A 16344-nucleotide genomic window follows, 5' to 3' on the forward strand; every position below is an offset into this window, starting at 1 on the left:
TTAAGTCTGGGTCGCTTTGAGGCTTGACACATCGGTGCGTCTGTGCTTTATAAGCTTGAGAGTAGTGCCTGCAAAACTACCAGTAAATTAACCCGGTTAGCTTTTAGATTAGAACGTTTTGCGTTCTCAAAGCTGGTTTATTAAGAACTGTGTAGAACCTGTAGCTTAGATACATCCAGTCTTAAGAGTACATACTCTTCTTTGGCTGAGACAAAATCTAAGTTTTGTAACTAGGTAATAGGGTAAGCATGGTCTACTGATGCCGAAAACCTCTATTTTGATGTTTGTGGCAGTGTCCACCCTTACGATTATTACAACTTATACAAAATTTTAGTTGAAAGCAAATTGCCTATAGCAATATCAGTGGACAGTAGTCAATGGTCGATGTTAAGTTGTTTTTGCTACTGGCAAATGAGTCTTAATAAATAACTCACCCTGAAAATAATTCTTAGATTCTGGTGGTTTAAGCATTTGCTCTCAGGATTCTTTAACCGGAAAATACGATGCACAAAAGTTCTAAATTTAACTATTTACTTAATGCTACTCTGTCTGCGATCGCAGTTATTTTAGCTGTCACTCCGGCAAATGCGCTTCCAGAACAGAATATTAGCACCGTTGTGAAGTGGGCGAAAACGCGATCGCAATTACCAGCTTTGAGATATAACAGCGAAGCTCACGGCTATGATGGTACAAAGGGAAATTTATACTTTTATGCTGATGTCACCAAAGAAAATGGGACAGTGACCAAAGAAAGCATAACCGTTAGTGGTGACTCAAGCCTCAAATTCACCACAAAAAATGCCAAAGCGGTAAAACTGTTACAAAATATTTATAATTCTAATATTGCTAATGACTTCCAGAAGTCTCAGTATGTCACCAAAGTTGGACGTGACCAATTTTATAGCGGACAAAAGTTTGCTTACATCACTGCGGCGGTACAGCATGGCACATCATTTCAGATAATTCCCTTGAATAAGTTGCAAGATTTTATAAAAAATGCCAGATATTGCCAAACTAATCAATGCGACCTTTGATTACTTGTGTAGCCGGGAATTTACATAAGCATTTTCAGTAAATAAAGGCACGCAACCACTAACAATCATTGGTGCGATCGCAAAAGACAATATGATAAAAATCAAACCACAAATTAACCAAGTCAGTGATCTTAATTTGTCTCAAGGCTAAATTGACCTAAATGTTATAATTAATATCAAACTTTAAATATCAAAATATTATGAATTTAGCTGTAAAAAGTACTTCTATAACAACTGTACCTAAGTTAACTTATGATGTGCTGATTGAAAACCAACCAGACGGCACAATTAAAGCAACATTGCTAGGTTTACCAGACTGTCAAGGCTTAGGAAATACGGAAACGGAAGCAATAAAAAAAGTCAGTCAAAGTTTGCAAACTCGATTAGAAACAGCCAAAATTGTGACTTTAGAAATTGAAGCACCCAAAGTAGAAAACCCTTGGATGAAATTTGCGGGAATGTTCAAAGATGATCCGCAATTTGACGAGATGCTGGGATATATAGAAGAATATCGCCGTGAACTTGATGCACAAATGGAGGAATATTACCAGCAACTCGATGTGGAGAATGAAGCTAAGTGAGTTTATGGATACTGATCATATCTCACTTTTTCAAGAGAGGCAATTACCAGCCAGCCCCCTGTGTTTTTCATTCAGAAATAATCCGTTGTGCCATGCTTTGATTTACAGTAGAGAGTTGACAAAACTACTGGTATTCCGTACCTTATGAAGGATGGGGATAATTTTGAATGGGATAATGACAAGGCAATTGCTAACTCTCAAAAGCATGGTGTCAGCTTCCATCAGGCAATCAAAGCGTTTGACGACCCTTTTGCGGTAGAACGTTTTGATGATCGTGAAAATTATGGGGAAGAGCGCATCAACCTGATGGGTATGTGTGACGGGGTACTACTTCATGTAACCTATACCGAACGGGGAGAGCGTATCCGTTTAATATCAGCCAGAAAAGCAGAAAAGCATGAAAGAAACGATTATTACCGCGAGAATGCACAAGGATGGAACGGCGGTTGAAGTGTTGCCTGACGGTAGTGAAAGACCCTTTCCAGAGCAGCCCATGCGTCCCATGACAGAAGAAGAAATTCACGCTGCGGCTATTAGCGACCCTGATGCCCGCCCCATGACAGAAGCTGAATTACGCAACGCCAGACGTGTTCCCCGTGTTAAAACCATGCGGCGCGCCTTGAAATTGACGCAGGAGGAATTTTCGGCGCGTTATCATATTCCGCTTGGCACTTTGCGTGATTGGGAGCAGGGACGCACTGAACCCGACCAAACCGCACAGGCTTACCTCAAGGTTATTGCTGCCAATCCTCAAGCTATTTATGAGGCATTGCAGTTTACCCCGCACTAATTTTCAAAATAGATTTTTAGGCGCACGAAAAAATCAACGCTATGTTGGGTTGGTAAAAAGGTTTGAGAAGCACATACAAATCGCTATGAAAGTTCCGACTCCAATTAAAATGAGAACTTTTTAGCTATGAAAATCATTGCGGCAATTACGCTGTCAGCGAATGGGATTTTGGTTACTCGCAACCGCAAGGATTTTGAAAAAGTGCCTAATTTGTGTTTAGAAGATTGGACTATATCTTAATTTTTCTCAAGGCTAAATTTACTTATTTGTTTATAGTAAAAAATTTCAGAGTTATATTATTAGCTTCCCAGTATTTTTTGGCTGAATTTAAAATATCTAATGCTATTTGGTACTGTGTCGGTTCAGCTTGAGCAAATATATCAGCATGGTCATACAATATGATGTATCTCTGGGCCGGACACCATGTTAAATCGGTGATACATTCATCAAAAGCGTCCCAGTTAGCACCAAAGTATGTAGGAAATTGCATTGCTTCAGCAGCTTTACTTAAAAATGTTTCTTTGCTATTAATTTTTTTACCATCAAGATAAAAAACTTTAGTTCCTGGTTCTGCGGCTATTTGTTCCACTGTTTTATGTATACCTTGTTTTACATCTATTGACGAAACATTTATAAATTCGCTCATGTATTTTTTCTTACTTATCACGACTAATAAATGACTTATTGAAAGCTATTGTAGTGATTATCTGTATAGTAAATTTCATCATTTTGCCCAGTAATCAGACGGCGGCTACCTCTGTCTGTTGCTCCGGGAGTTGGTACTGTGTACTCTCTGTAGTATCCTTGCGGTTGTGGTGGCAGTAATCCTTCAAGGTTTTTGAATACAATGCCATCTTTGCTATGAGGGTAAGAACCGCCTACGGAAATAAGATTGATAGTAGTTTGAACTTCTGGAGGTAATTTACTAAGTTCAACTTGTGGTATTACACTCCTTATAAATACTTTCTTTGATTTTCTCAACCACTAGCTGAAGGATATATAGAAGTTTAACGCCGTGAACTTGATTTTGAGAATGAGACAAAGTAAGTGTTGTGTGGATATTATATACAGATTACTTGGTTACTGAGTAATGTTATAATCAGTATAAAATTTCAAGGTTAAAAATATTATGAATTTAGCTGTAAAAATTACCTCTCCAACAACTGTACCTAAGTTAACTTATGATGTGCTGATTGAAAATCAACAAGATAGCGAAGTTAGTGCTACAGTGCTAAGCTTACCAGATATTAAAAGCTTTGGTGCGACTAAAGAAGAAGCACTAGACAAACTAATTCAACTTTTACAAGAGCGAAAACCAGAAATAGTAACTTTGGAAATTGAACTTCCCCAAACCCAACATCCTTGGATGAAATTCGCTGGAATGCACAAAGATAACCCTCTTTTTGCTGAGGTGCTGGAATACATAGAAGCTGAACGGAGTCAAGTTGACTTAGACAATGAGACAAAGTGAGTATTATGTGGATATTAGATACAGATCATTTGTCCTTATTTCAAAATACTCATCCACTAGTCACGCAACGCATAAGACAGCAGAATCCTGAAAATTTAGCCATAACAGTGATTACATTCGAGGAGAAAGTTAAAGGATGGCTGAATGTTATCAATAAATATAATAATCAGCCTTCTAAGTATGACAAATTAATCTGGGCATACAAGGGGTTATGGGATGAAATAGAATATTTAAAAAATATACAATTACTTAAATTTAATACTCAAGCTTGTAGTGTTTATGCTGAGTTAGTTAAGCATAATATTCGCATTGGCACACAAGATTTACGCATTGCGGCAATTACGCTATCAGTGAATGCGATTTTAGTAACCCGCAACCGGAAGGATTTTGAGAAAGTTCCTAATTTTCGTTTAGAAAATTGGAATTCTTGAGGATTTCCTTCGCTCTTTTGTGTCCTAAGCTTGCAGCTTTTCGTAAATCTTCCACTCCTTGATATTTATTTCTATTCATAATATGACTAAGACCCCGCCAATAGTAGGCTTTGTCATTATTGGGATTTATCTTAACTGCTTCGTTACAGTCATCTACTGCATCACTATAGTCTTTTAATTCAAAATGGGCTGAACAACGCTTTACATAGTGTTTATCGACGTTAGTATTGATGAAATTTTCCCTAATCAGCATTGCTTCTTTATCTCTGAAACCTGAACGTCTAATCAGTAAGAAGACAGTAGTATTTACATCTCCTTCCATCAAATTAGCTACATCTGTCACACTCATTTTTGATGTCGATATGCCATTTACTTCCAAGATTTGATCGCCAACCTTAAGATTTCCCAATCTTGCTGGAGATTTTTAAAAGATATTAGTAACTGTTGGTATTTTAGTTTTTTTATCAAATTGAAATGAAATACCAATGCCGATTATATATTTTTCAATTTTACTATTGCCTATTTCTCTCAATTTAGATTGAGTTAATTCCTGCCGCTCATCTTTTGCAGAAATAGAATTGTTAGAGGGAGAAAATAGACTATTAGCAGCAAAATTCACAAGTGAACCTAACGCTAATGAGGATAAAACTAAAATAATAATAACTTGAGCATAATTTTGAATCGGGTTTGTAGTAGACAACTGTTGAGGTGTATTATTATTTGCAGTTGTATTAATTGTCAATATTTTCGCATGAAGAGAATTTATAGATAAAGAAACGCTGTTTACAACAGCACTTTTAAAAATACTTTTTTTACTAGTGAGTGTACTTATTACTCTAACTAAACCTCATCTAAGTTGAGAACCGTAGTTTTTGCCCTCACCCTAAATCCCTCTCCCAGATATGGGAGAGGGACTTTGAAATTCTGGCTCCCCGAATCCCAGAGAGAGGGATTCGGGGTTGGGGAATGAGGGCAAATTCTTTTCATCATCGAAGAACTACAGGTTTCAAGATAGACGCGGTTTATTACACTTATTCTTTGCTCTTGTTGCAGAACTATTTGTATAATTTTATCTGCGGTAAAAGCTTTATGTTGTGATGTTAATTTAACAACAGCAGATTGTTGTTTTGGTCTAGCAAAGCCAGGAAATATATCAACACCAAGTTTTGTAGAACGATCGCACCAATAACACTTACCATAAGTTCGGCTATAATAGTGGCTGTCTAACTTTCCACAGATAGTTAACTCATTAACAGCCAGTCTGAGCGCCTTTACCCAATCCCCAGCAGTTGGGCGCAAGTTAGGATTTTTATAACCATCATTAAAACATCTGAGAAAACATCGCTGAACCTCTGGGTGAACAATCTCAAGCGGAATTGTCCTTTCTACAGGTTGAATCAAACTGTTTGGTGCATACAGCCATAAACCCTGACGGATAAGTTCATTAGTTTCTGGAGTTCCACCCGCGCCTATCCACTTTCCCGCAAAAGGAGTTTCACCAAGCAACAACTGATAGATAATGACTGCTAACCGGAAGCGATCGTGTACTTCTGTTTGATCGATGCTAGAAAAATCTTTATCAATCAGTTCCGGTGGTGTATAATCTTGTGAACCAACTGGACAACGATAAATCTTGCCATTTACCGGATTCCGAACCTGAAAGGAATCAGTATCAATAATTGAAGGTAAGGCGCGATCGTTAACAAGAATATTTTGCTGCTTGATGTCACCCAAAACATAGCCAGAAATGTGAATTGCTTCAATAATTGAGGCGATATTCAGCGCTGTTGTGTGGAGAAAACGCCAATCAACATCAAGTTTTAAAGCCTTTCTTTTGCTGGGATTGTATACATGAATAAGTTCTTTTGCTTCCTTGATTTCCGGCATCAAAAAACCCACACAATCACCCTGAACATCTTTCAGTACCGACTTAGGCCAAGCAAAAGAAATATGATTGAGGTGAGAGTTTGGCTCTTTGGGTCGGTGCGCTATCATCACCGCCAACTTTTGCACACGCTCAGGAATTTGCAAGTGGTAAATTTTTGCTAAGTAACCATTGTGATTAGTTCGCCAAACCTTACCCTCACCACTATCAGCTATCGGTTCACCAAGCAAAGTAATTGATTTTGCCGTACTAGCACAGGTGAGAACTTTCATCGAATTTTACTCTTTATTAAAAAGACATAAAAGCAAAGTTTTATCATCGTCAGTACGAGAATTTAGCCGCTCAGAGTTGAGGAATTCCGTTAGATATTTATCCTCTTTTGGAGCAACACTTTCATGCAAGTATTCCTCTAAAGGTTTAAAGAAAGGTGAGAAAGGTTTCCAGTCGCTCAAACGAATTACTACTTTTTCCAGCCCATCAGTAGAAGCACAAATAAACTCTTATTTTTCGGGAATCACCTCTACCTGCATCTCATTTATTGCATTTTTTGAGGTGATAAAAGTTGTTTCATTGGCAAACTCACCTTTATCTGGCTGAAACAACAGTTGATATTCTGACTCTTGGGAACGCATTACAATAAATCCATCCCCAATTTGCATAGCTGCAACCCAGTCAGGAGTAGCCACGAAAACCAACAACGTACAAGCTAAATCATTGACAGAATAATTTTCTTCGTCTGCTTGCTTCTGTAATTCTGTAATAACCTGGTTCATAATCTTACCAAAAACTTCCTCAGCTTCTTCTTTGGACAGTGGTTGAGAAAAAGCTTCCTTCTGAGGAGATTCATTAATATCAGAAAAGCATTTGAGTACCGTTTCTACAGCCAACTTAGAACCAACATCAGAATGTTTTGCACTACCAGCACCATCAGCAACCGCGCCTACAATCACATCATCAAATATGAGATAATTTCCATAATCTTGACAAAGTATCCCCTGGTTTAGATGACTTGTTCCGATCGCAAAACGCGCAACAGCTTTCCAATTCACAAAATTTCCCCTAACTAGTAATTTGATCCCATCCCACAGCCGATAAAGCTACAGCCTGTCCCACTTTGCCACTAGAAACCCGTTTCATCGAAGCAGAAAGCCAGACAAACAACTCACGAAAATCTAAGCCATTTAGCGTAACTGGTGGACGTTTAGGTGGGGAAATTTGTTTGAGTATATTCATATCAGCACCCTGTACACCCAACCACCAAAAATAAACCCCGTGCTACATCATGCGCTACGGGATATTGAGGGAATTATGGGGTATTGAGTCGCTTAGATCGTATGCTTTTCTCTTTTTATGATGTCAAACAGTTAAAGCGACAAACAATCTGTTAACCGACAATTAATTAAAGTTTTGTGTAAACATAGTCTTCAGTAAAATTCTGCGGTAGATCGCATTTACCGTCTGTTGAATATGTGTTAATTCTGATAAGATTTGGCACACTAAGAACAGTAAGTGTAGTATACATCTTTGTCTGACAACCAGTTGAAAGACCGGTACGACTTACAACAGCGTCAGCAGTGCGATTATCAAAGAACACACCACTGATTGTATGAACCAAAGCAGGGGCATTGGTTATCGTACCCCCTAAAGTGCAACGGTTTTGGGTAAAATTCCAAATAGTGCCATCTGCTCTTTGCCAAAAACCGCTGATATTGGGGCAAGTTTGTTGAGCGATAGCGGATTCTTCCATGGGTACAAAATAACCCAAGAGTAAACTCGAACTAACAATAAGCAAACCAAAAAAATTTTTCATGGAGATTAGTTATCCTAATGGTAAATGGTCAAACTCTCGTTCTACTATTTGTTTAACCAAGTTAATTATTGGACAAGTGTAAAATTAGCATATAGCTTTTTTAAAAAACTAATATGTTATAAAAATAAATATCTACTTAAAAATAAATTAACTTCGGTTTAAAACTGGACTTTAGACTAAAAAAGAGCGTTGGCGCTAGCCTTGTCGTCAGACATCGCACTCAATAGAAAGTAGGGCAATACGGTTCGGTTAAGGCAAAAACCAGATAGACTAAGGGTTATCATCCAAGTGTAGTGAGATTGAATGCAACTAAAAGAATTCTCACTGTTCTCACCTGTAGTTGAATTAAGTACGGTATTCAAAACTCTACGATACCTATCCATTTCCCTATGCCATCTAAAGATATATTTCATCAGTCTGTCCGCACTGCTTTAGAAAAAGATGGTTGGATAATTACCCATGATCCACTGCATCTGAAAGTTGATGACATTGAATTTTTTGTGGATTTAGGAGCAGAAAGACTATTAGCAGCACAAAAACAAGGTCAAAAAATAGCTGTAGAAGTTAAATCATTTGTAGGTGCATCTGAAGTAACGGAATTTCATCTCGCTTTAGGTCAAACCCTGAATTATCGGCTAGCATTAAAAAAAGAACAACCAGAACGCATTTTATATCTAGCTATTAGCCAAGATACATACCAAGACTTTTTCTCACGTCAATTTATTCAAGATTCTTTAAAAGAATATCAAATTAAACTTTTAATATTTAATTCCTTAAGTCAGGACGTTGTTTTATGGAAGGAATAAATTACTCTCAAATAATTCAAGATATTTTAAGTAACCATTCTGCTAATGACGTGGCTAATGGCTCAGAAGTTCAATTGTTGTTTGACGCAGAACGCCATCATTATCAAGTCTTAAATATTGGCTGGAAAGAACAACGGAGAATTTATGGAGTCATTATTCATGTTGATATCAAAGACACAAAATTTTGGATACAAAGAGATGGTACAGAAATCGGTATCGCTAATGAATTAATTGCTGCTGGTGTACCTAAAGAAGATATTGTATTAGGATTTCACGCTCCTTATAAACGCGAATTTACTGACTTTGCTGTTGGATAAGTAGCAAGAAATAAGCAATAGTAATCTTTGCCCCGATCATCCACTATCCGCTAAACTCAGAAATACTGCGTTATTCCTGATCATGTCCGATTCCCAAACTGTTAGTGCTGCTGTTGCCAAACTCTACAACACATATCCCTTTCCGCCGGAAGCCTTGTTGGATGAACCACCTCCCGGCTATAACTGGCGCTGGAATTGGCTAGCCGCTTATAACTTCTGTACAGGCCAAAAACCCCAAAGGCAAGATATTCGTATTTTAGATGCAGGTTGCGGTACTGGTGTGAGTACAGAGTACTTGGTTCACCTCAACCCCCAGGCTTCTGTTGTGGGAATTGACCTCAGTACTGGCGCTTTGGCTGTAGCAAAAGAACGTTGTCAGCGTTCCGGGGCTAACCGCGTTGAGTTTCATCATCTCAGCTTGTTTGATGTGGAACAGTTACCGGGTGAGTTTGATTTAATCAACTGCGTTGGCGTTTTGCACCATACACTCGATCCCATTGGTGGTATTCAAGCTTTGGCGAAAAAGTTAGCCCCAGGCGGTTTGATGCACATTTTTGTGTATGGGGAGTTGGGACGCTGGGAAATTCAACTCATGCAAAAAGCGATCGCACTTCTTCAAGGTGACAAAAAAGGCGACTACCGCGATGGTGTCCAAGTCGGGCGACAAATATTTGCTTCTTTACCAGAAAATAACCGAATTGTCAAATCCGATAAACAGCGTTGGTCATTAGAAAACAACAAAGATGAATACTTTGCGGATATGTACGTTCATCCTCAAGAAATTGACTACAACATTGAGACGCTGTTTGAATTAATAGATGCTTCGGGGTTGGAGTTTATTGGTTTCTCGAATCCGAGTTTCTGGGATTTGGAGAGACTTTTAGGCAAAGCACCGGAGTTATTAGAACGGGCAAAACAATTGAGCGATGCCTGCGGCGGGCAAAGCCAACGCCAGCTTTACCGTCTGATAGAATTACTAGATCCAGAAGTAACTCATTATGAGTTTTTTCTCGGTCGTCCTCCCTTCATCAAGTCCGACTGGTCAGACGATAACGCCCTACTAGCAGCAATTCCTGAACTTAATCCTTGTATTGAAGGATTCCCCAGCCAATGTTTCTTTAATTACGATTACCAAATTGTTAATTTATCTGTACTAGAGTTTGAATTTATGCAAAAGTGTGATGCTAATTCAACAGTGGCAGATATTTTGGCAGGTCTGCAACTGGGATTGGATGCGGTAAGAACGCTTCTTCAGCAGCAGCTGATTTTATTGACACCTGCTTAATTACACTAGATTTTGCTCCTGGGTTAAGATTTGTAAATTTATACTTATGGTGATGAGCGATCGCCCATCACCACTTTTGGCAAATTAATGTAAATTAAGAAAGTGCCTAAGAAACAGGGTATTGTACATCCCAAAAGTTGGAGCTTTCTGGAATTCAGCAGTGGTGCGATCTTTAATGGCTTGCCGCTACTCTACGATTTCTGATTTGCGGTACGTTCATACCATACCAGAATTGCACCAGTTGATTTTATTGACACCAACTTAATTCAAACTTTGGAGGATAATTATTCACTCAAAAAAACTGAAATTGGAAGAAATTTTGAATTTTCAGGCAACATTTATTGATTATTCACCTACACGCTCCCTCACACGATCAGCCGCTCTCTCGCTTCTGTGAGCGCGATTTTACTGACTGCCTGATGTTGACAAGAAGTTAATTGTTTTTTCCTAAAGTATTGTTACCGGATCGTGATATGATTCAGCTGACTGAATGTGCAGTCATCATATTTAACTGTACTGGTTTCAAGTCCCGTGAGCTTGTCAGACGAATCAATTGCGCCCACTCCGACAACGCAACAAGATGCTAAAACTGGTTCTGGAGACACAGAATCAGGTAACTCCATGCAAGAGTTCCATCAACTCTTCCAGCGATTGTTGGTAATCACGCTTGTCTTGACGGGGGTTATTTTTATCTCTGTGTGGATTTTTTATTCCTTAAACATTGCCCTAAATTATTTAATTGGGGCGTGTACAGGTGTGGTTTACTTAAAAATGTTGGCTAGAGACGTTGAGCAGCTTGGTAGTGAGAAAACCAGCCTGAGCAAAACTCGTTTTGCTCTGTTCATTGGAGTGATGATCGTGGCAACTCAATGGCGTGAGCTACAGATTCTGCCCATTTTTTTGGGATTTCTAACTTACAAAGCCACGCTCCTCGTCTATATGGTGCAAATTGCGTTCATTCCTGATTCTTAAAAAGTCAGGCTCACAAAGATAGTAATCCCATCCTCGCTCGTTGGGGAAAATGCTTGAAGAATGCAAATGCTTAGTGTCTTAAACGCCTTTAATTCTTTTCCCCTCGCCGCATTAGAAGTAGGCCATCACTTCTACTGGCAATTGGGCAATCTTAAAATTCATGGGCAAGTTTTTCTCACCTCATGGTTTGTGATTAGTATTCTAGTAGTGGCTTCAATCGCAGCTACTCGCAATGCACAAAGAATTCCCCAGGGCATCCAGAATTTGATGGAATATGCCCTAGAATTTATTCGTGATTTGGCCAAAAACCAACTTGGTGAGAAAGAGTACCGCCCTTGGGTGCCATTTATTGGCACATTGTTCTTGTTCATTTTCGTATCGAACTGGTCAGGAGCGCTAATTCCCTGGAAGCTCATCAAGCTACCTTCGGGCGAATTGGCAGCCCCCACCAATGACATCAATACGACTGTTGCATTGGCACTGCTAACATCCTTAGCGTACTTTTACGCAGGTTTTAGCAAGCGAGGTTTAGGCTACTTTAAGAAATATATAGAGCCAACACCGATTTTATTGCCGATCGCAATTCTTGAAGATTTCACCAAACCCCTCTCCCTAAGTTTCCGACTATTTGGTAATATTTTGGCGGATGAATTGGTTGTAGCGGTGTTGGTGCTGCTAGTTCCTCTATTTGTACCTCTGCCTGTAATGGCCTTGGGTTTATTTACCAGTGCAATTCAAGCCCTGGTTTTTGCCACCCTAGCCGGAGCATACATTCATGAGGCCATGGAGGGACATGGTGAAGAAGAACATGAGGAGCATTAAACTTCTCAGTTGATAGCACAGTCAAAAAGAGCATTTTTGCTCAAAACATCGCAAAGCAAGCGTGAAAACCACGTTTTCTAATCGTTAACGTAATGTCTGTTAGTTTTGTAATCAAAGCAAGGAAAATCAACATGGATCCATTAGTTCAGGCTGCTTCAGTTCTCGCTGCTGCTTTAGCGATTGGTTTAGCTGCAATTGGCCCTGGTATCGGTCAAGGAAACGCTGCTGGACAAGCAGTAGAAGGTATTGCTCGTCAACCTGAAGCAGAAGGAAAAATTCGCGGTACTCTGCTATTAACCTTGGCATTCATGGAATCCTTGACTATCTATGGTCTAGTAATTGCCCTGGTATTGCTGTTTGCTAACCCCTTCAGCTAATACCTAAAATTTTTGTGAGTGTGGAGACGTGAACCATCACGCCTCTACAATCAAAATATTTTCAGCATCTACAAATTTTAGATTTTGGTTTTGGATGATCAAGAGTTTTCGGTCTATGCCCCTGAGTATGCCCCCTCTAAAATCTCAAATCTAAAATTGAAAACCCCTTGACCCTTGTTGGCTATGGGTCTCTAAAATATGAAAGGTTGGATGACGTTGCTAGCCATGAAAACTGCTACTCCAGCCAAAGAGGAGACAAATGTTTGATTTCGATGCTACCTTGCCCTTCATGGCATTGCAATTCTTGCTATTAGCAGCATTGTTGAATGCAATTTTCTATAAGCCACTGACCAAGGTACTAGACGATCGCGATAATTATATCCGAACGAATACCCTTGAGGCGCAAGAAAGCTTGGCTAAAGCCGAGCGCTTGGCTACCGAATATGAGCAGCAACTCGCAGACGCTCGCAGACAATCGCAAGCTACCGTAGAAGCCGCTCAACTTGAAGCTAAGAAAATTACTGCCGAAAAAATAGCCGAAGCCCAAAAAGAAGCTCAGACTCAAAGAGAGCAAGCCTCTGTTGAAATAGAACAACAAAAGCAAGAAGCTTTTCGCAGCTTAGAGCAACAAGTTGATGCTCTAAGCAGGCAGATTCTGGAAAAAATATTGGGGCCAACTCCAGTTAGATAAGCTAACTAGACTGGTTCTGCAAAAGCATACGCGCAACTGGTCCCTAGTCCAGAGCGCAAAATTTAAGTGTCAAAAAAGGCACTTTTTCCCATCTGGGGAAAGATACTTAAATTTCCCTTCGGGGAAAAGATACTTAATTTCCCTTGGGGAAAATACTAACGTATTAGCAAGCGAGCAGCGCACTTGTAAATGGGTATCATGGGGACATTCTTATTAGTTGCCGCAGAAGCGAACGCTGTTCACTCTGAATTGGCAGAAGGCGCAGCAGAAGGTGGTTTCGGTCTAAACCTAGACATTTTTGAAACCAACCTGATTAATCTAGCGATTCTGGTTGGCATATTATTCTACTTCGGACGTAAAGTTTTAAGCAATATCCTGAACGAGCGACAATCCAATATTGCTACCGCAATTCAGGAAGCAGAAGGGCGCTTAAAAGAGGCGAAGATTGCCCTTTCCAAAGCGCAAGAGCAGTTGAAGCAATCTCAGGCAGAAGCAGAACGCATCCGCCAATCAGCCACAGAAAACGCCCAAAAGGCGAAAGAAGGCTTGTTGGCGAAGGCAGTGCAAGACGTAGAACGCTTGAAACAAACAGCAGCAGCAGATTTGAACACCGAAACAGAGCGAGCGAGCGCTCAACTACGGCAGCGAGTTGCTACACTAGCATTGCAAAAAGTCGAATCGCAACTCAAAGGCGGGATTGCCGACGATGCTCAACAAAGTTTAATTGACCGCAGCATCGCACAACTGGGAGGCAATGTATGACAAGTCAGGTAGCGGCAGCCGAAGTAGCCCAACCCTACGCACAGGCACTTTTGTCAATAGCGCAATCGAAAAATTTGACAGAAGAGTTCGGGGAAGATGCGCGGACTTTCCTGGGACTGTTAAGAGCAGACAAACAGCTACACAACTTCTTCAGCAACCCGTTTATTCAGGCTGAGAACAAAAAAGCTCTCATCAAACAAATACTCGGTGAAGGCTCTAACCCCTACTTACGCAACTTTTTGTTGATCCTAGTAGACAAACGCCGCATTGCATTCTTGGAATCTATTTTTCAACAATATCTGGCGCTGTTGCGGCAGCTGAATCAAACCGTATTAGCGGAAGTAATTTCAGCCGTTCCCCTCACAGAAGCTCAACAGCAGGCAATCATCCAAAAGGTCATTGCCATCAGTAATGCTCGCCAGGTAGAACTAGAAACCAAGGTAGACAGCGAGTTAATTGGTGGTGTAATCATTAAAGTAGGTTCGCAGGTAATTGATGCCAGTATCCGGGGTCAATTGCGTCGCCTTTCATTGCGCTTAACTAATAGCTAGAAAGTTAGGATTAGGAGTTAGAAGTTAGGAGTTAGGAGTTAGGAGTTAGGAGTTAAGTAAATAGTAATTTATCTTGAATTTTAACTTTTAAGCTTTGCTTTTTTAACTCATCCCTCTTAACTCCTCACTCTTAACTTATCACTCTTAACTCTTGAATTTTTCAGTCTCGAAAGCAAAAAAGATAGACACATGAGCATATCAATTAGACCTGACGAAATTAGCAGCATTATCCAACAACAAATCGAGCAATACGATCAAGAGGTCAAAGTTGCTAACGTTGGTACCGTCCTACAAGTAGGTGACGGTATTGCCCGGATATATGGTCTGGAAAAGGCTATGGCTGGGGAACTCTTAGAATTTGAAGATGGCACAATTGGCATCGCCCAAAACTTAGAAGAAGACAACGTGGGCGCGGTGCTAATGGGTGAAGGGCTAGAAATTCAAGAAGGTAGTTCTGTAACCGCTACCGGTAAAATTGCTCAGATTCCAGTAGGCGAAGCCTTAATTGGACGAGTTGTAAACGCTTTGGGTCTTCCCATCGATGGTAAGGGAGATGTCAAATCCTCAGAAAGCCGTTTAATTGAATCCCCAGCACCAGGTATCATTGCTCGTCGGTCAGTACACGAACCCATGCAAACGGGTATCACAGCTATTGACTCAATGATTCCTATCGGTCGTGGTCAACGGGAATTGATTATCGGCGATCGCCAAACCGGTAAAACTGCGATCGCAATCGACACCATCATCAACCAAAAAGGAGAAGATGTAATTTGTGTCTACGTTGCCATCGGTCAAAAAGCTTCTACCGTCGCTAACGTGGTGCAGACATTGCAAGAAAAAGGCGCGATGGATTACACCGTCGTCGTCTTTGCTAGTGCCAGTGAACCAGCAACACTACAATACCTAGCTCCTTACACAGGCGCAACTATTGCTGAGTACTTTATGTACAAAGGCAAAGCTACCCTGGTAATTTATGATGATCTCTCCAAGCAAGCCCAAGCTTATCGCCAAATGTCACTACTGCTGCGTCGTCCACCCGGACGCGAAGCTTACCCTGGAGATGTATTCTACATTCACTCCCGCTTGCTAGAAAGAGCCGCCAAGCTAAGTGACGAATTAGGTAAAGGCAGTATGACCGCCCTACCAATTATCGAAACCCAAGCTGGTGACGTTTCAGCATACATCCCCACCAACGTAATTTCCATTACCGATGGTCAGATATTCCTATCTTCTGACTTGTTCAACGCTGGTATCCGTCCGGCTGTGAACCCCGGTATTTCTGTATCGCGCGTGGGTTCTGCGGCGCAAACCAAGGCAATGAAAAAAGTTGCCGGTAAGATTAAATTGGAACTAGCCCAATTTGACGACCTGCAAGCCTTCGCTCAATTTGCTTCTGACTTAGATAAAGCCACCCAAGACCAGTTGGCACGGGGTCAACGGTTACGCGAACTCCTGAAGCAGCCACAAAATTCGCCACTCTCGGTATACGAGCAAGTAGCAATTCTATATGCTGGTATCAATGGTTATTTAGATGACGTTCCTGTAGATAAAGTGACAACCTTTACCCAAGGTCTGCGCGAGTACTTAAAGACTGGTACAACCCAGTATGCCGAAGGAGTAAAAGCCTCCAAAGCACTAGGTGACGCAGAAGAAGCTGCCTTGAAGGAAGCACTTACCGAATACAAGAAGACCTTCAAAGCAGCAGCGTAATTCCAAGTTAGAAGTGAAGAGTTAAGAGTTAAAAGTTAATGAAACACTC

24 protein-coding genes are annotated in these 16344 nt (G+C 40.4%); 16 read left to right on the forward strand and 8 right to left on the reverse strand.

Annotated elements, in window-relative coordinates; genetic code table 11:
• The first annotated feature begins 503 nt into the window (after positions 1-503).
• The 4 genes from V7K32_RS22720 to V7K32_RS22735 all read left to right on the forward strand — a co-directional run bounded on the left by V7K32_RS22720 (position 504) and on the right by V7K32_RS22735 (position 2405).
• Entirely contained in the window at positions 504-1034 is a 531-nt protein-coding gene (locus V7K32_RS22720) for a hypothetical protein (protein WP_334996150.1), read from the forward strand.
• Between the two features lie 200 nt (positions 1035-1234).
• Positions 1235-1615 carry a type II toxin-antitoxin system HicB family antitoxin gene (locus tag V7K32_RS22725; RefSeq protein ID WP_334996152.1) on the forward strand — a complete coding sequence of 127 codons (381 nt, stop codon included), beginning with the start codon at positions 1235-1237 and terminating at the stop codon, positions 1613-1615.
• Between the two features lie 144 nt (positions 1616-1759).
• On the forward strand, positions 1760-2065 hold the full coding sequence (locus V7K32_RS22730) for a BrnT family toxin (RefSeq protein ID WP_334996154.1): 306 nt from the start codon (positions 1760-1762) through the stop codon (positions 2063-2065).
• Positions 2066-2069: 4 nt separating this feature from the next.
• Positions 2070-2405, forward strand: coding sequence for a helix-turn-helix domain-containing protein (locus tag V7K32_RS22735; protein ID WP_334996156.1), 336 nt, complete (start codon positions 2070-2072; stop codon positions 2403-2405).
• A 262-nt stretch (positions 2406-2667) separates the two neighbouring features.
• Here V7K32_RS22735 and V7K32_RS22745 read toward each other — a convergent pair whose 3' ends face one another.
• Both V7K32_RS22745 and V7K32_RS22750 read right to left on the reverse strand, forming a co-directional pair.
• Positions 2668-3051, reverse strand: coding sequence for a barstar family protein (locus tag V7K32_RS22745; RefSeq protein WP_334996158.1), 384 nt, complete (start codon positions 3049-3051; stop codon positions 2668-2670).
• A gap of 35 nt (positions 3052-3086) precedes the next feature.
• On the reverse strand, positions 3087-3386 hold the full coding sequence (locus V7K32_RS22750) for a ribonuclease domain-containing protein (RefSeq protein WP_334996160.1): 300 nt from the start codon (positions 3384-3386) through the stop codon (positions 3087-3089).
• Between the two features lie 148 nt (positions 3387-3534).
• On the opposite strand from V7K32_RS22750, the gene V7K32_RS22755 reads away from it, so the two are divergent.
• Together V7K32_RS22755 and V7K32_RS22760 are read left to right on the forward strand one after the other, a co-directional pair.
• Complete coding sequence (locus V7K32_RS22755) at positions 3535-3876, forward strand: type II toxin-antitoxin system HicB family antitoxin (protein WP_334996162.1); 342 nt, start codon at positions 3535-3537, stop codon at positions 3874-3876.
• A 5-nt stretch (positions 3877-3881) separates the two neighbouring features.
• On the forward strand, positions 3882-4307 hold the full coding sequence (locus tag V7K32_RS22760; protein ID WP_334996164.1) for a type II toxin-antitoxin system VapC family toxin: 426 nt from the start codon (positions 3882-3884) through the stop codon (positions 4305-4307).
• On the opposite strand, the gene V7K32_RS22765 is transcribed toward V7K32_RS22760, so the two are convergent.
• The 6 genes from V7K32_RS22765 to V7K32_RS22790 form a co-directional block, all read right to left on the reverse strand.
• The gene (locus tag V7K32_RS22765) at positions 4276-4716 is read right to left on the reverse strand and encodes a PDZ domain-containing protein (RefSeq protein WP_334996166.1); all 441 of its coding nucleotides are present in this window, start codon (positions 4714-4716) and stop codon (positions 4276-4278) included. The two genes, V7K32_RS22760 and V7K32_RS22765, sit on opposite strands and share 32 nt — an antisense overlap.
• 15 nt (positions 4717-4731) lie before the next feature.
• Positions 4732-5049, reverse strand: a complete 318-nt coding sequence (locus tag V7K32_RS22770; RefSeq protein WP_334996168.1) for a hypothetical protein — start codon at positions 5047-5049, stop codon at positions 4732-4734.
• A 98-nt stretch (positions 5050-5147) separates the two neighbouring features.
• Positions 5148-6464 (reverse strand): helix-hairpin-helix domain-containing protein, encoded by a 1317-nt coding sequence (locus tag V7K32_RS22775; protein WP_334996170.1) that lies wholly within the window; start codon positions 6462-6464, stop codon positions 5148-5150.
• Positions 6465-6692: 228 nt separating this feature from the next.
• Positions 6693-7241 carry a PP2C family serine/threonine-protein phosphatase gene (locus tag V7K32_RS22780; RefSeq protein WP_334996172.1) on the reverse strand — a complete coding sequence of 183 codons (549 nt, stop codon included), beginning with the start codon at positions 7239-7241 and terminating at the stop codon, positions 6693-6695.
• A 10-nt stretch (positions 7242-7251) separates the two neighbouring features.
• Entirely contained in the window at positions 7252-7425 is a 174-nt protein-coding gene (locus tag V7K32_RS22785) for a hypothetical protein (protein ID WP_334996174.1), read from the reverse strand.
• A 166-nt stretch (positions 7426-7591) separates the two neighbouring features.
• Entirely contained in the window at positions 7592-7939 is a 348-nt protein-coding gene (locus V7K32_RS22790) for a hypothetical protein (RefSeq protein WP_334996176.1), read from the reverse strand.
• Positions 7940-8391: 452 nt separating this feature from the next.
• Between V7K32_RS22790 and V7K32_RS22795 the strand changes: the two genes are divergently transcribed.
• The 10 genes from V7K32_RS22795 (at position 8392) to atpA (ending at position 16295) form a co-directional block, all read left to right on the forward strand.
• Positions 8392-8808: a XisH family protein gene (locus tag V7K32_RS22795; protein WP_334996178.1), complete on the forward strand. Its 417-nt coding sequence runs from the start codon at positions 8392-8394 to the stop codon at positions 8806-8808.
• Positions 8796-9125 (forward strand): XisI protein, encoded by a 330-nt coding sequence (locus tag V7K32_RS22800; RefSeq protein WP_334996180.1) that lies wholly within the window; start codon positions 8796-8798, stop codon positions 9123-9125. The genes V7K32_RS22795 and V7K32_RS22800 overlap by 13 nt, the downstream gene beginning before the upstream one ends.
• Before the next feature lie 82 nt (positions 9126-9207).
• Positions 9208-10410: a class I SAM-dependent methyltransferase gene (locus V7K32_RS22805; RefSeq protein ID WP_334996182.1), complete on the forward strand. Its 1203-nt coding sequence runs from the start codon at positions 9208-9210 to the stop codon at positions 10408-10410.
• Between the two features lie 531 nt (positions 10411-10941).
• Positions 10942-11382, forward strand: a complete 441-nt coding sequence (locus V7K32_RS22810; RefSeq protein WP_118167295.1) for an ATP synthase subunit I — start codon at positions 10942-10944, stop codon at positions 11380-11382.
• Between the two features lie 60 nt (positions 11383-11442).
• The gene (atpB, locus tag V7K32_RS22815; protein ID WP_334996184.1) at positions 11443-12204 is read left to right on the forward strand and encodes a F0F1 ATP synthase subunit A; all 762 of its coding nucleotides are present in this window, start codon (positions 11443-11445) and stop codon (positions 12202-12204) included.
• A gap of 131 nt (positions 12205-12335) precedes the next feature.
• Complete coding sequence (gene atpE, locus V7K32_RS22820) at positions 12336-12581, forward strand: ATP synthase F0 subunit C (protein WP_251959337.1); 246 nt, start codon at positions 12336-12338, stop codon at positions 12579-12581.
• 259 nt (positions 12582-12840) lie between these two features.
• Positions 12841-13272: a F0F1 ATP synthase subunit B' gene (locus tag V7K32_RS22825; protein ID WP_334996186.1), complete on the forward strand. Its 432-nt coding sequence runs from the start codon at positions 12841-12843 to the stop codon at positions 13270-13272.
• A gap of 189 nt (positions 13273-13461) precedes the next feature.
• Entirely contained in the window at positions 13462-14034 is a 573-nt protein-coding gene (locus tag V7K32_RS22830; RefSeq protein WP_334996188.1) for a F0F1 ATP synthase subunit B, read from the forward strand.
• Positions 14031-14585 carry an ATP synthase F1 subunit delta gene (gene atpH, locus V7K32_RS22835; RefSeq protein WP_012411165.1) on the forward strand — a complete coding sequence of 185 codons (555 nt, stop codon included), beginning with the start codon at positions 14031-14033 and terminating at the stop codon, positions 14583-14585. The genes V7K32_RS22830 and atpH overlap by 4 nt, the downstream gene beginning before the upstream one ends.
• A gap of 189 nt (positions 14586-14774) precedes the next feature.
• Positions 14775-16295, forward strand: a complete 1521-nt coding sequence (atpA, locus tag V7K32_RS22840) for a F0F1 ATP synthase subunit alpha (protein ID WP_334996203.1) — start codon at positions 14775-14777, stop codon at positions 16293-16295.
• Positions 16296-16344 lie beyond the last annotated feature (49 nt).

The sequence above is a fragment of the Nostoc sp. genome, from assembly GCF_036917635.1.
Taxonomy (GTDB): Bacteria; Cyanobacteriota; Cyanobacteriia; order Cyanobacteriales; family Nostocaceae; genus Nostoc.